General features: G+C 53.6%; 12 protein-coding genes. 7 read left to right on the top strand and 5 right to left on the bottom strand.

Going from position 1 to position 17,217, the window contains the following annotated elements:
• Positions 1–194: 194 nt before the first annotated feature.
• A complete protein-coding gene (locus tag ABJI30_RS08705; protein WP_348015791.1) occupies positions 195–593 on the bottom strand; it encodes a PaaI family thioesterase in 399 nt (132 codons plus the stop codon).
• A complete protein-coding gene (locus ABJI30_RS08700; protein WP_348015790.1) occupies positions 590–1,654 on the bottom strand; it encodes an alcohol dehydrogenase catalytic domain-containing protein in 1,065 nt (354 codons plus the stop codon). Before ABJI30_RS08700 ends, ABJI30_RS08705 begins: the two co-directional genes overlap by 4 nt.
• 78 nt (positions 1,655–1,732) lie before the next feature.
• Between ABJI30_RS08700 and ABJI30_RS08695 the strand changes: the two genes are divergently transcribed.
• A complete protein-coding gene (locus tag ABJI30_RS08695) occupies positions 1,733–2,158 on the top strand; it encodes a MarR family winged helix-turn-helix transcriptional regulator (RefSeq protein ID WP_348015789.1) in 426 nt (141 codons plus the stop codon).
• Between the two features lie 237 nt (positions 2,159–2,395).
• Entirely contained in the window at positions 2,396–3,631 is a 1,236-nt protein-coding gene (locus tag ABJI30_RS08690; RefSeq protein ID WP_348015788.1) for an acetyl-CoA acetyltransferase, read from the top strand.
• A 28-nt stretch (positions 3,632–3,659) separates the two neighbouring features.
• Here ABJI30_RS08690 and ABJI30_RS08685 read toward each other — a convergent pair whose 3' ends face one another.
• Complete coding sequence (locus ABJI30_RS08685) at positions 3,660–6,695, bottom strand: CHAT domain-containing tetratricopeptide repeat protein (RefSeq protein ID WP_348025489.1); 3,036 nt, start codon at positions 6,693–6,695, stop codon at positions 3,660–3,662.
• Between the two features lie 289 nt (positions 6,696–6,984).
• On the opposite strand from ABJI30_RS08685, the gene ABJI30_RS08680 reads away from it, so the two are divergent.
• Entirely contained in the window at positions 6,985–9,135 is a 2,151-nt protein-coding gene (locus ABJI30_RS08680) for a molybdopterin-dependent oxidoreductase (protein ID WP_348015786.1), read from the top strand.
• A gap of 15 nt (positions 9,136–9,150) precedes the next feature.
• On the opposite strand, the gene ABJI30_RS08675 is transcribed toward ABJI30_RS08680, so the two are convergent.
• Positions 9,151–9,861, bottom strand: coding sequence for a hypothetical protein (locus ABJI30_RS08675; protein ID WP_348015785.1), 711 nt, complete (start codon positions 9,859–9,861; stop codon positions 9,151–9,153).
• Between the two features lie 147 nt (positions 9,862–10,008).
• Between ABJI30_RS08675 and ABJI30_RS08670 the strand changes: the two genes are divergently transcribed.
• From ABJI30_RS08670 to ABJI30_RS08655, 4 genes are all read left to right on the top strand, one after another.
• Complete coding sequence (locus ABJI30_RS08670) at positions 10,009–11,151, top strand: serine hydrolase domain-containing protein (protein ID WP_348015784.1); 1,143 nt, start codon at positions 10,009–10,011, stop codon at positions 11,149–11,151.
• Between the two features lie 34 nt (positions 11,152–11,185).
• On the top strand, positions 11,186–11,878 hold the full coding sequence (locus tag ABJI30_RS08665; protein WP_348015783.1) for a hypothetical protein: 693 nt from the start codon (positions 11,186–11,188) through the stop codon (positions 11,876–11,878).
• Positions 11,879–11,975: 97 nt separating this feature from the next.
• Complete coding sequence (locus ABJI30_RS08660) at positions 11,976–13,469, top strand: MFS transporter (protein ID WP_348015782.1); 1,494 nt, start codon at positions 11,976–11,978, stop codon at positions 13,467–13,469.
• A 134-nt stretch (positions 13,470–13,603) separates the two neighbouring features.
• Positions 13,604–14,905 carry an SRPBCC family protein gene (locus ABJI30_RS08655; protein WP_348025490.1) on the top strand — a complete coding sequence of 434 codons (1,302 nt, stop codon included), beginning with the start codon at positions 13,604–13,606 and terminating at the stop codon, positions 14,903–14,905.
• Positions 14,906–14,955: 50 nt separating this feature from the next.
• Here the strand turns inward: ABJI30_RS08655 and katG are convergent, their stop codons facing one another.
• The gene (gene katG / locus ABJI30_RS08650) at positions 14,956–17,136 is read right to left on the bottom strand and encodes a catalase/peroxidase HPI (protein ID WP_348015780.1); all 2,181 of its coding nucleotides are present in this window, start codon (positions 17,134–17,136) and stop codon (positions 14,956–14,958) included.
• Positions 17,137–17,217 lie beyond the last annotated feature (81 nt).

Here is a 17,217-nt window from a genome sequence, read left to right as displayed (position 1 = left end):
GATCTTGTCTTGTTTTTCGGCAGACGATCATAGCCAATGTTCAGAAGAGTGCAACGCTCCGCGCAGGATGAACCTGCCCGTCAGTTATGTGCTTGTGTCCGCTTTGGGGGCAACGGCGGCCAGAAACTAATTTCTGCCTCTATCATTCGAAAAACAATCTCTTCCAGAAAAGGTCACCAAATCTCAAAGTGCTATCACGATTTGTGCACACTAAACGTGCCGCCCATAAGTGCGCAAAGTTTGCCATCAGAATATACCTGACCTTGCGCCATATCTATCGAACTCCCGGATTTGATTGAACTGGTTACAAACTCAAGCCATTCTCCTTTCCTTGATGCGTGGGCAAAATCCAGATGCAGGCTGACTGTAACAAGACCTGAGATATCTTCGTGACGCATCGCACAAGACAAGCCCATGGCATTATCTGCAATCGCGGAAATCAAACCGCCATGGACAAAGCCGCGACTATTGCAATGCTGCGTGTCAGCTATCAGCCCAATGATCGTTGCATCATCAGTAATCTTTGAACAAAGGGGTTCCCATGGGTCGGTCAGGGGGCTTTTCCGAAAATGTGGATTGAACCCAGCCTTCATGATGGTTGATCCTGCACAAAAACAATCTTGCTGTCAGGATCCGCAATAGTCTCTGCTGCCATTGAGAATGGAACTGAGGTTGTGATAACATCTTGATGAGAAATGTGCCCACAGCGAGCGCATTCGAGTACCGAATCGATTTCTGCGCGCGCATGCACACGGCTGATATTGTAAGTGATCCCCTTCATATACATTTCAAACAGGGGAAGTCCGTCCATGATTTGCACACCCGCGGAGACGCCCGTACAAACTCCACATGGCGCTGTCGAAGCGAGCGCGTGAACAAGCCCGTAGGGTAAATTGGATGCATCAACTGTAACAAGAAATTGATGGTCAACCGGCAAGTCAGGTTCGTATCTCGTCATCACCGCCTCTGCTCCAAGCGCCTTAGCCTGTGCAAGGCGGTCCTGATCAAAATCCAGATAAACGACGCGCTTTGCACCCAATGCCCTCGCTGCCTGTACAGCAAACAAACCGACACTTTGGGCTAGTCCACCAACGATCAAGACATCAGCACCCGGATAATCTCTCAACGGTTCGGCCACGGTCCGATAGCCATCACTGGCATTATCGGAAATCGCTGCTGCAACCGGGAGAGAAACAGTATCAGGGATTTTCACTAGCATCGCATCGGCAAAGGGCACCAAGACATAGTCGCTAAGCCCGCCTCCCCATTCACGCCCGCTCGACTGGGCTAACCCATAGGCGGAGTAGGCAGGAACACTGGTACATGCGTTGGTTAAACCTGTCAGACAATTTGCGCAGGTTCCGCAATTTATCTGAAATGGTACTATTACCCGGTCTCCAGGACTAACGGTGCAAACGTTATCACCCACGTCAGTCACTTCTCCAGCAATTTCATGGCCGAAAGCGAAAGGGCTATCTCGCATCCTTATCGAACCATTGGCTATGTACAAATCAAGATCGCACCGGGTAACGGCCAACGGATGCACAATTGCTTGCCCTGCATTTTCAAGTTGCGGAACGGGAACTTCTTTCCATTCAAAATGGTGTGGACCCAAAAAAGTGAACTGCTGCATCGAGCCAGCGCCAATAGCCATATCGTGTAGACTCCAATATACTTTATTAGTGAAGTATATTGGACGAGACATTAAATTGCAACCCGGCTACTAAACCTCATGTCAGCATCGAAACATAGACTGTATTGGCGATTGCAACTTGCTGCCCATTTTCTGAAAAAACGGGCTGACAAGAATCTACTTTCAAAATCGCAAGTTACGACCGCCCAGATTGGTGTTCTGACGGTGATTGTAAATGGTATCGATGTAACTCAAAAAGACGTGGCGACGGCCTTGGGTCTAAACGAATCTGCCATTACGGCAATGGTCAAACGACTGGACAAAATGAAGCTTGTTGAACGCCGACCGAGCAAAACTGACGGCCGCGCCAAGATATTGCAACTTACTGACGCCGGGCGACATGTTACACAGACTGCCCATCCGCCGTTTAAAGATATTAACGAGCAAATCGAGACTGTTTTAACTGATCAAGAAATCGACAATCTTGCAAATTATCTCAACAAACTGACGGATGCGTTCCAGTGAAAACTGGAAGCCTTCAATACCATTCAAGGAGTTACGTACTCCAACAAATGTTTCCTGGATTTGGTGGTCGCCAGACCAATGTCTGCTTCAGGTGCGAAAGCATGCATTGGGATCGACGTAAATCTCCGGAGCGGAAACGTGAATGTTGCAGCTCATGAAATTGATGTGCAAGGACTGTTGGTACACATCGTGCCACGCACAAACAGCAGACGGCGTCAAAATATCAAAGGACATGGAATGAGTCAGAATATTTATATCCTGGGCGGGCATCAGACCGATTTTGCTGCAAACTGGACGCGCAATGACAAATCGCTGTTCGATCTGTTCTCCGACTCCATTTTGCGCGCGCTGGAAAAGACCAGACTGGATGCCAAAGATATCGAAGTTGGTCATGTCGGCAATTTTGTTGCAGAGCTGTTCACCGGCCAGGGGATGCTTGGCGGCTTTTTCGGGCATGTCCATCCCGACTTTTCAGGGATGCCTTCGTCGCGTCATGAGGGCGCCTGCGCTTCGGGTTCTCTCGCGATACTGGCTGCGATGGCCGACATTGAAAGCGGCCGCTATGATCTGGCCTGTGTGGCCGGTGTGGAATTGATGCGCAATGTGCCAGGGCAGCAAGCCGCGGACAACCTGGGAGCCGCCATCTATGTCGGTGAAGAAGGTCAGACAGCTCAATATATCTGGCCAGCCATGTTCTCTGATCTCGCGGAAGAATATGACCGGCGCTACGGATTGAAATATGATCACCTGAGCGAGATATCGCGGATCAATTTTGAGAATGCGCGCCGCAATCCCAATGCCCAGGCGCGTGGCTGGGAATTTGGCAATCGCAGTTTTACCGAGGATGACGAACAGAACCCGGTCATCGAGGGCTGGATGCGGCGACAGGATTGCGGCCAGGTCACCGATGGTGCGGCAGTCGTTTTTCTGGCATCTGAGAACAAGGCCCGGGAATATGCGAAACAGCACGGCCTTTCGCTCGACAATATCGCACGCATCAAGGGATGGGGCCACACAACCGCGCCGATGAAGATGCAGACCAAACTGGATGAAAGCGCCGGACAGGATTATGTTTTGCCATGGACCCGCAAAGCCATCACCGATGCCTATGCGCGCGCAGATATTGCCGGGCCAGAAGCTCTGGACGCGATTGAAACGCATGACTGTTTTTCGGTGACCGAATATATGGCAATTGAACATTTCGGCATCACAGCACCAGGCGAAGCATGGAAAGCAATTGAAGACGGACGCATAGGCTTTGCCGGCAGCATTCCGGTGAATCCATCTGGCGGCCTGATCGGCATGGGTCATCCGGTCGGGGCAACCGGGGTGCGCATGGTTCTGGACGCAACAAAACAGGTAACAGAAACCGCCGGTGACTATCAGGTCGACGGGGCCCGGAATGTGGGCACGTTTAACGTGGGCGGATCCGGCACCACCAACTGTTCATTTGTCATCGGGACAGGCACTTAACCCACTTCCCCCGAACACGCGGGAGCCATTACCGACTGTCGCCAACCAATATAAACGGAGCCCAGGCATTTGGGTGGGCAAGATGATCGTCGCTTCTGTCCAGACTCGTATCGGCTTTCAATTCCTGCACTGCCTGACGCAGGGCATCAGCGCGCGACCTGACTTCACCGGCTTGTTCCAGTTCAATCGCCCGGACGGTAATGCGCGCCGCTACATCATCACGAACGGGCCAGTGCGAAACCAGCAGGTTTTTGGTGCCGGCATAGAAAAAAGCTTGCGCCAATCCGGAAAGACCCGGTGCACCATCGCGACCATCCGAAGCCGCCGTATTACAGGCCGACAACACAACCCATTCCGCATCGATCCGCAATCGAGTTATCTCAGATGCTGTCAGCAACCCGTCATCATCCGGCAAAATGGATGCCGGTGGTGTCAGGACCAGCGCGGGTTCGGTCAGAAAATCAAGTTCCCCTGCGACCAAACCATGCGTCGCCAGAACAACGATTTCAGAGTTGAGGTCAGCTGAACGAAAAGCTGGTTCGGTAGCGCGATCTGCCAAGTAAAGGGCCTGTTCGTTCCCACCCAACAATGCGGACAGCTTTTTTAGCTCTCCGGCCGTCCCGGGTAACCGGCTCAGCTTTCTGACCCTGTCCAGTTGCACCGATGCATTGCCGCTTTCCGGATCAATACTAAACACATTGCGAAGTTGAAGGCCGCTACTGTTTCTCCGCCCCGGCTGGACCGATCTACGGACCCCGCGTCCCTCAAGCAGTGGGTCGCCAAAACCCAGAAATTTCTTTCGGTCGGGCGTTACAGAGCTCGTTTGACGCCCACGCGACTGGATAAGTGATTGCAAAGACGGTATGGTTGCGAGAGCGAAATCATCAATGAGCCAATGTGTCTGACGAAGGCCAGCGGCGCTGGAATCATCTCCTCCCACAGGCTGCTCGCTCACGAGAATGGCCAATGGCAAACTGGACAGCGAACCGCCTGCCGCAACAAAAATTTGTTTTACGCCTTTCAATTCATCTGAAAACGGAGCGATTAACTCCATATAGAGTGCATGCGCCAGTTTGCGATCGAAGGACAGATATCCACGCCCGTCTTTCTCCCAACGGTCCCAAGTATCATTCTGGACTTCGACTGAAAAACCCGCGTCATACAACAAGCGCTGAACTGTCGCATCCATGCGATCACGTGCCCAGTCGCTGCGATGCCAATGCAGCCCGCTAGCGGTGACCAACATCGCATGCGTTCCAAACGCTCCTGGCTGCAACAGTAGTACCGCTTCATTTGAGCCGAGTGATTTGATGGCCTTTGTCGCTGCAACAGGCTCTGGTCGCAACAACTCAAAAAAATCCGGTGCTTCATTCCATAACTGTTCATCGACTGCATCCATAGTCACAGCAAGTTTTTGTTGCAGGGACGTTCTTTCGGTCAATTGTTCGCTGGCTGCTGTTGCGCCCCCGGACAAAAGCATAACACGTTCAAGCTCAGCCAGTTCCCACTGTCGCGACAAAGTTTCGCGTTGAGCAACCAATGTGCCCAAACGCGATGATCGCTCCGTTGCCGTGCGCCGTGCAGCAGCAGCACCAAATGCTTTGTTTGCCGGCGATTGCAACGCGTGTTGCATTGCGGGAAAAGCTTTGCTGTGTACATTTTGGGGATCACGCTTTCCTGCAATCCAAAGACTATCAAGATAAAGGGTTTGGACTTCGCTTTCGCTTGCAAGATTGCGTTCGCTTTGAAGCGTACTGCCTATATTGAATCCCAAGGCGTTGCGCCGCACATTCGCGCGGGTTACCGCAGTCTCCGCAATGGCAAGTGCAGATGCATCCTCCTGCCGCAATAAAGTGCGCCATAGTTTCTGCAGAGCGCGCCGCGCAACCGGATGATCCTGGCCATAAATTTTCGCATATATTTCCACGGCAAGTTTCTGGTCTTGTTCCGCTTCATCAAAACGCTCTTCGGCAACCGCCAGATCCGCTCGGTTTAGCAAGGCGACAGCTATTTCATAATCTGATTTTTGCCTGCTCGAAAAAACAAGCCTGATCTGTTCGGAAATCAACGGTTTTGCCGCTTCGATTTGACCGGCTTTCAACAGGGCAATCGCAAAATTTCCAATGCCGGCAATCTGCCTTGGGTGACCCGCTTCAAAATGTTTCTCGTTTTTCTCCACAACTTCGGCATGCAATGGAATGGCATCCTCCAACTTGCCGTTCGTCCCCAACATGAAAGCGTAATTGTTGATACTGTTTATCAGGCCCAAATCATCTGGTGCGAAACTGCTTCTTGCCAAAGCAAGCGTTGATCTCAGCAACACTTCCGCGTCATCGCCCCGGTTAAGATCCGCAAGCGCGAGGGCGTACCGTTCGCGCACGGCAATCGTGTCCGAATGATCAATTCCCTTCAATTGCTGAATCCGGTCGGCCAGATCGTTCAGCAATCTCGCGCTGATCAATGTATCTCCTGCCAGTCCGGTGACATAGGCCAGAGTGTCCAGCTGCGCTATCGTCTTGAAGTGATCAGCACCCAAATTCCGGCATCCGGAATAAACAGCGGCGGCGATATGACTTCGTGATGCGTCATAATTTGAATTGGTCAGCAACATCTCAGCGTGAAATCCTGCCGCTTCTCCAAACTGCCTGCTAAGGATACCGAATGTTGTCTGGGTGGCACTTACAACTTCCAGTGAGCTTTCAATAGCTACATCGGGTTTGGCAAACATGGATGCCTGCCCCCGAACATTGAGAAGTTCCTCATAGTCCTCGATCAACCATCGATGTTCCTCCGCAGTTGCCGTGGTTGCAGGCTGAAGGATCGTAAACGCCGAAACATCAGCACCATTGTCACGAAAGGGAAACTGAGCGCATTGCGCATCAGCAGGCGGGAGTTCCACATCAGGCTCGAGTGATGCATTTGTGACATCGCGACCCAGTAATTCACCGATGGTCATATTCTTCAGATCGTTGCGGGGAGATTGACCTATCGCCGAACCAGGCACAGCAGCCACAGCGACCACCCCCAGCCAGCATAGCAATCTATTCGCGAAAACAATCGTCATTTTGCCAGCTACTCCAATATGTTCGCTTGCAAGGATCATATGGTTGGCGAGAAAGGTTTCAAGCACGAATTCTTAGCACAGGTCCGTATGAAGGACGCAGGACAAACACTGAACACGCCCGAATGCGGAGGATTCATGAGCGATTCAATGGACAGTTTGTTGATGAACGAGCTGCCAAAAAGCTTTCAACATTCGATTCTTCAATGATCCTCTCGCCCTTCCCAAGCATTTTTGCCAGTCGCTCCGGCGCTCGACACCACATATTGTCTCCCCAAATCAGGAGAGATTCATGGCCGCTGAAACCACCACCGAGACCAAACGCAGTTTTTGCCGCTTTTGCCACGCCAGTTGCGCGATGCTGGTGGAGGTTGAAGATGACAAGATCATATCTGTAAAAGGTGACAAGGAAGATCACCTCTTTCACGGCTATACCTGCATCAAGGGCCGTCAGATGACGGACATGCACAATCTCGATACGCGCATGATCACCAGCAAGATCCGCCAGCCCGATGGCAGCTTCAAGGATATTGCCACTGCCGATGCGCTGAAACTCGCCGGCGAGACGATGAAGAAAATGGTCGAGGAGCATGGCCCCCACAGTATTGCGGTATATTGCGGGACCAATGCGTTTCAGAACAGCGCTGTGCTGGGTACATCCTATGCGTTTGCGCAGGGTGTTGGATCGCGGAACTGGTATACCAGTGTCACCGTCGACCAGCCGGCCAAGGTCTTCACCACTGCGCGCTACGGCACATGGATGGGCGGCGGCAATGCCTTCACGGAATCTGATGTTGCAATGTTTGTCGGCAATAACCCGATTGTGTCCCACTATTCCGGCGGCATGCCAACGTCCTCGCCTTCGCGCGGTCTGCGCGATGCACTGGACAAGGGTCTGAAACTGATCGTTGCCGATCCGCGGGTTAACGAAATGGGCAAGCTCGCCCACATCCATCTGCCCGTCAAACCGGGTGAAGACCCTGCCCTGCTCGCCGGTATGCTCAACGTAATCTTTGCAGAGAATCTGTACGATCAGAATTTCGTCGCTGCCAATGTCGATGGCGTCGCGGAACTGGAAGCGGCGGTCAAGCCGATGACTCCGGATATCGCTGCGAAGCGCGCAGGCGTGGACAAGGATCAGCTAATCGCCGCCGCGCGGATGTTTGCAGGCGCCAACAAGGGCCGGGTGGTGACCGGGACGGGTCCGGAAATGGCTGGGAATGGAACGCTGACCGAATATCTGGTTGCTGCCCTCAATATCCTGTGCGCCCGTTTCAATCAGGAAGGCGAGAAAGTTTCCGCACCCATGGTGTTTAACCCACTTATGGGAGGCCCGAAAAAGGCCCAGGTCGCACCCAAGATGCCAACATTTGGCGATGGTTTCGCCAAGTCTCGAATTCGCGGCCTTGGCGTATTGGGCAAAGAAATGCCTTGCAACGTGTTGGCCGATGAAATTCTCACACCCGGTGAAGGTCAGATCAAGGCCTTCATATCTATTGGCGGCAACCCTGAAATCGCTTTTCCGGATCAACAGAAAGTCCGGCGCGCACTGGAAGAATGCGAACTTTACATCCAGGTCGATCCGTGGATGTCGGCCAGTGCGAAGCGCGCTGATATCATCCTTGCCCCAAGCATGTGTCTGGAGCGCGAAGACATTAACAATGTGTCCGATGCCTTTTGTGAAGAGGCCTATGCCCATTATACCGAGGCCATGGTTCCGCCGCCCGGCGACACGATGGACGAATATGAAATGCTCTGGTGGCTCGCCAAGCATATGGGCATCGAAATGAACTATCCCGGCGGCGCGGCATCAATGGACGCATGCCCGGACAAGGTCACCATCCTCGACCTGATATCGGAAGGGTCACTCGTCAAACCCAGCGAAGCCAAAGCAGATGCAGCAGCGCTCGAACGCAAGGGCGCGGCGATTACCTACGCCGATCGGCATCCGGTGGTCGGACCCGCTGATCCTGATGCGACAGAGAAATTTGATCTTAACGCCGGAGAAATGCCGAGCGAATTCCTGGACTATGCAAGCAATGATCCGGTTGAAAACGGCTTTGATTTCCGCCTGATCTCGCGCCGGTCCAAACATCGCTACAACAGCAATGGACATACCTTCCCCAAACTGGTCGAAAAAATGCCGACCAATCCGGCGTTTTTCAATCCAGACGATCTGGCTGCTGCGGGCATCGAAGATGGTGCAATCATCGAGATCACTTCACCGACTGCATCGATATTCGGGATGGCAAAGGCCGACGAAAAAGTGCGCAGCGGCGTCATCTCGATGAGCCATGCCTTTGGCGATTCCGAGGCCGGCAAAGATGACGTGATGACCAAGGGCGGTTCAACCAACCGGTTGATTGTCGACGACAAATGGCTCGATCCGATTACAGGTCAGGCTATGCAAAGTGCGATACCGGTGCGGGTATCAGCTGCATGACCGGCTAAGAAAAAGCTATTTGGGCGCAATCACGAAACTGTGCGGAATGTAGAGCAATACATCCTGTTCACTGATCTGGGTCCAGCTGAGCTCGGCGTGCAGCCCTTTTATCTCGATTCCGTAGTCGCTGCCAAAATAGGAAGCGTAGCGCCTGGCTTCGGTCGCTATGGCCTGCACAACCTGGTTGCGATACTGATCCGGGTTGCGGATCGCGAGCTCTATGCTGCCGCTCTCGATGTAGGATCTGCCATTTTTCGGAACTGAGCTCACATAAGCCTGAATTTTCGCCTCTGCACCGTCCTCTGACTTTGTTGCTGCGCTGATCGGAACTTTTGCGTAAATTGCAATCCGGCTCGTATCTGGCCGTCGCCCGCTTCCGATCGACAGATCTTCCACATTCTCAAGCGTAACCGGCAGCAGATTATAGTCTCCTGCAACCAATTCGATTCCATTTGATCGTGCCAGTCGAATGGCTTCCCGCATCATTGTGTAGACTTCGGTTCTGCGCTGATCCCGGTCGCGAGAATCAGAGCTCACATATAGTGGCTGAACGAAAAAATCTGCAGTCCGCCTTAGGCCGATTGCGGATTGTTCATCGTCATAATAGTCATAGTCCGACCGCTGAGCCGTGACGATAACAACGTTGCCGTCCTGCGACCATGCGATGCTCGGAAGGCAAAGCGAGATCGCGGCGAGAACCAGAATTCCTATTTTCGTTACAGTCATTTGCCTAATCCCCCTTTGTTACCGGAGAGACTACCGCTTCTTCGTTGGCGGTCAAAATATAAATTTGAATTTCGTTTCTGATTGAGCATTGCATCCCGCCCTCGCCCTGCTAGCCTTGGTGAAGATATTGAAATCAAAGGGCACAACATGACAGAGACGATCATCCACGGTGAAGCACAAGACCGGTTTGACGGCATCCGCAATCTCATGGCGGCGAACGTGGACAGCGGTGCAGATACAGGTCTGTCCTTCACGGCCACGATCGAAGGGGAAACCGTCGTTGATCTCTGGGGTGGATGGGCCGATGCCGAGAAAACCCGCCCGTGGGAGCGCGATACCATCGCCAATGTCTATTCCACAACAAAGACGATGACCGCCCTCACCGCGCTGCTGGTTGCCGACCGTGGTGATCTCGACTTTGACAAGCCCGTTGCCCACTACTGGCCGGAATTTGCGCAGGCGGGAAAAGAAAAAATTACCGTAGCGCATCTGATGAGCCATGCATCTGGACTGTCGGGCTGGGAAGAACCGCTGCAAGGTAAGGACCTGTACGACTGGGACAAGGCCACATCGCTTCTGGCCGCGCAGGCCCCGTGGTGGGAACCGGGAACCCTGCCCGGCTATCACGCTATCACCCAGGGCTATCTGGTTGGCGAAGTCGTCCGCCGCGTAACGGGGAAATCGCTGGGTACCGTTTTCCGCGAGGAAATTGCGGAGCCCCTGGACGCAGATTTTCATATCGGATTGCCAGTTGAACATGATCACCGCGTTGCCGATTTGATCCCCCCGGAGACTGGAGTGGGCGAAGGCGATTTTTCCAACGACATACAGCGCAAGACTTTCACCAACCCGGTCATCGATCCGCTGGTAACGCGAACCCGGGAATGGCGCGGAGCGGAAATTCCGGCTGCGGGTGGCACAGGCAATGCCCGCTCGGTCGCAGAAATTCACGCACTGCTGGCAAATGGCGGTGTGGCCAAGGGAAAGCGAATTCTGTCAGAGGAAGGATGCCGCAAAGCCCTTGAACCACAGATCGAAGGCAATGATCTGGTATTGATGGACCTGCCGATCAAATATGGCATGGGCTTTGGCCTGCCGGGAGAAATGATCCCCCTGCCCAATCCCAACACAATATTCTGGGGCGGCTATGGCGGATCCCTCATTGTCATCGACATGGATGCCCGTGCGACTTTCTCTTACGTCATGAACAAGATGAACAACGGCCTGACCGGTGATACACGGTCTTTCAGTCTGCTTGTAGCCATGTGGGGCGCGATGGCCGCGGGATAATAGTCGGAATAGGCAAAAACGGGGGTAGCGGGAAATGACGGACAGGCGAGGTGAACCTTTTTTCTTTTACATGTCGGTCATATTGCTGCTGCTCGTCATCGGCGGTTTTGGATCCACATTGATCACAACAACTGATGCTGTCCTCTCGCGGCCACCTGTGGTGCATGTGCACGGTATGATTTTCATGAGCTGGTTCCTGCTCTATCTGCTGCAAACCAGACTGATCGGCAGCCGGAATTTTGTCCTTCACAAAAGACTCGGGCAGTTAAGCATCGTGCTGGTGTCAGCGATGATTGTGACTGGTTATCTCGTAACGCGCATTGCGTTTGCAACACCTGGCTGGAGCATTTCAGGACTGCCACCGGAGAGTTCAACAATTTTCCCGGCATCTGACATAGTCTTTTTTGTGATTGCCTTTACGCTCGGGCTGGCGTTTCGGGCCAATGCAGCCGCACATAAGCGCTTCATGCTGCTCACTGGCCTGCTCATCATGGACCCCGCGATTGCGCGGCTTGTGATCAACGGACTGGACGGCCCGCTTCCGTTGATCCTGCTGATAGAGCTTGGACTCTACGTTTCGATATTCGTCTATGACCTTCGAAAATATCGACGCATTCACTGGGCGACATTGATCGGGTTCACGCTTTTTGTGGCAACAACCTTTTTGCGCATGACGCAGGGCGAGCAAACATGGTGGCTATCAGTTTCCAGCAAGCTGTTCGGATGATCCGCGCTGGCCGGATTCATTCATCTGCAAAATCCGGTCACTATTGATCAGTTGCCAGAGTTGGATCACCGCGATAAGTCTTTAGTCCAATGGGAGTATGGATTTGAATGATGCAACGGTGAGCGAGCCGTCGTCGGCTCATGCAGGGGGATCGCCGGACACGGGTTTTGGCACCAAAAGCTATCGCAAATATGTGCTGGGCATGTTGCTCACCGTCTATATTTTCAACTTCATAGATCGCACGATCATCAACATTCTGACGGAGCCGATCAAGGAATCGTTCGGCGTTGAAGACTGGCAGATGGGGCTGCTGGGTGGTCCTGCCTTTGCGATCCTCTACACTTTTGTCGGCATTCCCATAGCGCGTTTCTCGGAGAAACGTCACCGGGTCTGGATCATTGCGGGTTCAATCGCGCTTTGGAGCCTGATGACGGCGCTGTGTGGTTTTGCGACCAGCTTTATAGCGCTGTTCATTTTCCGGATCGGTGTAAGTATCGGAGAGGCAGGCTGTTCACCGCCAGCCAATTCGATCATCGCCGATTATTTCATCCCCAAAGAACGTTCCACCGCCGTTTCCGTGTACGCACTCGGCATCCCGCTCGGAGGGATGGTTGCATATGTCTTCGGCGGCTTCATTGTGGACAGCCTGGACGGACCTACAGTCGCGGCAATGCTGAATAGCTGGAACTGGACATGGGCCGCCAATGCACTGGACTGGCAGAATATCGAGGGCTGGCGCGTGGCTTTTGTGGTGGTTGGCGTGCCCGGCATCATCGTTGCCATGTTCGTCAAAATGACGATCAAGGAACCGCCGCGCGGCTATACCGATCCTCCCGAAATGCAAGGCAAGGAACATGTTGGCTTTGCTGAAGTATTGAAGATCCTGAAGACCAAGCCAGCCTATTGGCATGTCACAATGGGTGTAACGATCGCGTCATTCGTCAACTATGGCATCGGCCAGTTTTTGGTATCCTTCCTGATCCGCACACATGAAATGTCACTATTCGATGCATCAGTGAAAATCGCAATGGCGCTGGCGGTCATGGCCTCCATCGGGACCTACATGTCCGGCTTTCTGGCGGACAAATATGCCGACCGGTTTCCCAAGGCACTGGCATTGATTCCGATGTTCGCTCTGATCGGGGTGATTCCGATGCATATTACCGGATATCTGGTTGATGATTTATGGCTAGCCGTTCCGCTTTTGATGATTGGCCAGATGCTGCTTTATACGTATCTCTGCCCGCTCTATGCGGTGCCCAGCGGAGTCGTTGACAGCCGGATGCGCGCCACCGCAGTGGCCGTGACTTTGTTCATTGTAAACTTGCTGGGATATGGCCTTGGCCCGCCGCTGATCGGAGCGTTGTCGACAATATTGAACTCGACTTTCCTGTCAGGCCTTGATCCGACATTGACGCTGGAAGCCTGCAAAGCAGACAATCTTGCAGCCAATGTGCAAGCCGCTTGCGATTCTGCCAATGCCGATGGGCTTCAGTGGTCCATGGTTATTTTCAAGGCGCTTTATGTCTGGTCGGTTTTCCACTTTTACATGGCCAGCCGCACTATTCAGCGCGACATGGGCCGGGACTGATTTCACCAAGCCCGGCGAGTTGACAGAATGATATCGGTTCGCGGGCGGTCACGTGTTGCAATCTATCATAATTGCCAATCGACATTGCCCGGATGATCGGGCCAGTCTTCCCGTCGGCAACGGAGATCAATATCATGTCCATGGAAGCAGACTATATTGAGCGGATGAAGCGCTTGATGAACTGGGAAGCCTCACGCCAGGCACCGCCAGAGGGCTTTCCGCATCTTCCCGATATGCCGGCCGGGCGCTACACCAGTCAGGAATATTACGATCTCGAACAGCAATATCTCTGGAAAAAGACCTGGCTTTTTGCGGCCCATATCGATGAAGTTCCAGACCCCGGCTGCTTTATGAAGTGGGAAAATATCGGCGATCCGATCATCATCATTCATGGCATGGATGGCGAAGTGCGGGCCTTTTACAATACCTGCCGTCATCGCGGTGCACCGGTTGTGACCGAAGAAAAAGGCAAGGCCCCTCGCCTGATGTGCGGATATCACAACTGGACGTACAAAACCGACGGCAGTCTGATCGGCGTTCCCGAGAAACAGGATTTCGGGCCGGAATTTGACATGTCCTGCCGCAGCCTGATCCCGGTTCGCTGTGAGCGACTGGGCAATTTGATCTTTGTGAATTTTGATTCGGAAGCCATGCCGCTGAAGCAATGGTTGGGACCGGTCTGGGATGAATGGGAAGAATTCGGCTTTGACCGGATCAAACTGGCTGCGCGCCATTCCTTTGATCTCGAATGCAACTGGAAGGTGGCGATGGAGGCCAATATGGAGGTCTATCACGTGCCCTTCATCCACCCCGAAACCGTAGCTCCGCTGGTTGACAGCAAACGCAATGTCAACACAATCTATCCCAATGGTCACGCCCGGATGCTGGCCCCGCCGCCGCAAACAACCGACCGCGAGCATGTCCGGGCTGTCGATTCCCCGCCGGAATGGCAGCAGATCGACACTGTCGGTGAGTTTGGAAGGACCTGCACCCAGAGCTATACGATGTTCCCGAACTGGGTGTCACCGCTGAGTAACTATTTCGTGCCGCCGCTCATTTTTTGGCCAACCGGACTGAATACAACCCGGCTTGAACTGGTAACGATGGCTCTGGATTGGGGAGACGGACCTGCGCCGGATTTGTGGACTGTTCCGGACGACAGCCAACCGAACGGCCGGGCCATGTCACCGATCATTCTCGAAGACACGCAATTTGGCGAGATGATCCAGAAATCGATGGAAAGTGACGGGTTCAAAAGTGTACCGCTCAGCTATCAGGAGGCCCGCATCTACAGTTTCCACCAGACCTGCGACAAAATGATCGGACTGAACCGGGTTCCGGAACATCTGGCGGTGGATCAGGTTATCGGTGAAGACTGGGTCTATCCCAACGATCCTCGTGTAGCCGAGATGGAGCGGGCAGAAGCGGCGGAGTAAAAGGGTGCCCCGGCCGACCAGGGGGGATCGTCGGCCGGGGCGTTCAGGAATTACCGATGGAGATCAAACCGGTCGAGATTCATGACCTTGTCCCACGCCGCAACAAAGTCGGTAACGAACTTGGTCTGGGCATCGCTGGCGCCATATATTTCGGCCAGATTGCGCAAAATGGAATTGGAACCGAAGACAAGATCATTGCGGGTACCTTTCCATTTGACCTCACCCGTCTTGCGATCACGGCCTTCGAAATGGCTTTCCGTTTCGGACGTCGCTTTCCATTGTGTTCCCATATCAAGCAGGTTGACAAAAAAGTCATTGGTCAGCTGACCCGGGCGATCCGTCAGGACACCATGATCAGAACCGTCAGCATTGGCTGCCAGTGCCCGCATTCCGCCGACTAGTGCGGTCATCTCCGGAGCGGTCAGCGTCAGCAGAGCCGCACGGTCTACCAGGGAATCTTCGGCAGGACGCCGGCTGTCGACATTCAGATGATTGCGGAAACCATCTGCTTTTGGCTCCAGCACGTCAAAGGAATCCACATCTGTTTCATCCTGAGAAGCATCGGTTCTGCCCGGAGTGAATGGCACGGTGATCGCTGTCCCTGCGTCCTGAGCTGCCTTTTCAATTGCAGCACATCCGCCGAGCACGATCAAATCTGCAATCGACACGTCACCGGTGAAGTCCGACTGGATGGATTCCAAAGTGACCAGCACTTTGCCCAGTTCAGACGGATTATTCACTTCCCAGTCTTTTTGCGGTGCCAGCCGGATCCGGGCGCCATTGGCACCCCCGCGCTTGTCACTTCCGCGGAAAGTTGAGGCAGAAGCCCATGCTGTCCTGACCAGTTCCTGGACGGTCAGACCGGAGTCCAGAATCGTCGTTTTCAAGGACGCAATATCCTGGTCACTGAGCGGTTTGCCGGTCGCAGCAGGAATTGGATCCTGCCAGATCATCGTTTCTTCCGGCACTTCAGCACCGATATAACGAGACTTTGGCCCCATGTCGCGGTGGGTTAGCTTGTACCAGGCCCGGGCATAGGCATCGGCAAACTCTTTCGGATTCTCATGGAAGTTCTTGGAAATCGGATCATAGATCGGATCCATCTTGAGAGCCATGTCCGCCGTGGTCATCATCAATGGTTCAGTGCGCGAACCATCATGAGCCGCTGGCGGTTGATCCGCATTCGAAGCAGCCGTCGGAGTCCATTGCTGGTGCCCGCTGGGACTGGTTGTCAGTTCCCAGTCATAGCCAAGCAGCACATCAAAATACCCGTTGTCCCACTGGATCGGGTTCACGGTCCATGCCCCTTCGAAGCCCGCGGTTGTGGTATCGCCGCCACTGCCGGAGCCATGTGTGTTCAGCCAGCCAAAGCCCTGAGCTTCCATCGCGCCGCCTTCCGGTTCGCGGCCGACATTGTCTTCCGGCCCGGCACCATGGCCTTTACCGAACGTGTGACCGCCGGCGACCAGTGCGACTGTTTCGTAGTCGTTCATCGCCATCCGGGCAAAGGTATCGCGAATGTCATGCGCCGATGCGAGTGGGTCAGGATTGCCATTTGGTCCTTCCGGATTGACATAGATCAGTCCCATCTGCACCGCGCCGAGCGGTGCGGCGAGTTCGCGTTCACCGCTATAGCGCTCGTCACCCAGCCATTCGGTTTCCGGACCCCAGTAGATATCCTCTTCCGGTTCATGGACATCTTCGCGCCCACCGCTGAAACCAAATGTCTTGAAGCCCATTGATTCCATCGCAACATTGCCGGCCAGGATCATCAGATCGGCCCAGGAAAGCTTGCGTCCATATTTCTGTTTAATCGGCCAGAGCAGACGGCGCGCCTTGTCGAGATTGCCATTATCAGGCCAGCTGTTCAGCGGGGCAAAGCGCTGTGTCCCGGTGGAAGAACCGCCGCGTCCGTCAAAAGTACGATAGGTTCCCGCGCTGTGCCAGGCCATGCGTACAAAGAGCCCGCCATAATGGCCATAATCCGCCGGCCACCAGTCTTGCGAGTCGGTCATCAAATTGGTCAGGTCGGTTTTCAATGCCGCAAAGTCGATGCTCTCGAATTCCGCTGCATAGTCAAAATCCTCATCCATCGGATCGATCAGTGGAGAATTCTGGTTCAAAACCCTGAGGTTAAGCTGGTTCGGCCACCATTTCTGGTTCGCGGATTGTCCGGTGGACTTGTGGCTATTGTCACCATGCATGACAGGGCATTTGTTGGCGTTCGACATGACAGTTGATCCTTTTACGTTGTGATGTTCTGACAATAGGGCATGACTATAAATAGATATAGTCAATTATATTCTTCAGAG

The sequence above is a fragment of the Parasphingorhabdus sp. genome, from assembly GCF_039968395.1.
Lineage (GTDB): Bacteria > Pseudomonadota > Alphaproteobacteria > Sphingomonadales > Sphingomonadaceae > Parasphingorhabdus.
This window is presented reverse-complemented; position numbering and strand designations above follow the sequence as displayed.

Coding starts and splice junctions, on each gene's coding strand:
- ABJI30_RS08705 (WP_348015791.1), bottom strand. CDS start 593: ATGAAGGCTGGGTTCAATCCACATTTTCGGAAAAGCCCCCTGACCGAC.
- ABJI30_RS08700 (WP_348015790.1), bottom strand. CDS start 1,654: ATGGCTATTGGCGCTGGCTCGATGCAGCAGTTCACTTTTTTGGGTCCA.
- ABJI30_RS08695 (WP_348015789.1), top strand. CDS start 1,733: ATGTCAGCATCGAAACATAGACTGTATTGGCGATTGCAACTTGCTGCC.
- ABJI30_RS08690 (WP_348015788.1), top strand. CDS start 2,396: ATGAGTCAGAATATTTATATCCTGGGCGGGCATCAGACCGATTTTGCT.
- ABJI30_RS08685 (WP_348025489.1), bottom strand. CDS start 6,695: ATGACGATTGTTTTCGCGAATAGATTGCTATGCTGGCTGGGGGTGGTC.
- ABJI30_RS08680 (WP_348015786.1), top strand. CDS start 6,985: ATGGCCGCTGAAACCACCACCGAGACCAAACGCAGTTTTTGCCGCTTT.
- ABJI30_RS08675 (WP_348015785.1), bottom strand. CDS start 9,861: ATGACTGTAACGAAAATAGGAATTCTGGTTCTCGCCGCGATCTCGCTT.
- ABJI30_RS08670 (WP_348015784.1), top strand. CDS start 10,009: ATGACAGAGACGATCATCCACGGTGAAGCACAAGACCGGTTTGACGGC.
- ABJI30_RS08665 (WP_348015783.1), top strand. CDS start 11,186: ATGACGGACAGGCGAGGTGAACCTTTTTTCTTTTACATGTCGGTCATA.
- ABJI30_RS08660 (WP_348015782.1), top strand. CDS start 11,976: ATGGATTTGAATGATGCAACGGTGAGCGAGCCGTCGTCGGCTCATGCA.
- ABJI30_RS08655 (WP_348025490.1), top strand. CDS start 13,604: ATGTCCATGGAAGCAGACTATATTGAGCGGATGAAGCGCTTGATGAAC.
- katG (WP_348015780.1), bottom strand. CDS start 17,136: ATGTCGAACGCCAACAAATGCCCTGTCATGCATGGTGACAATAGCCAC.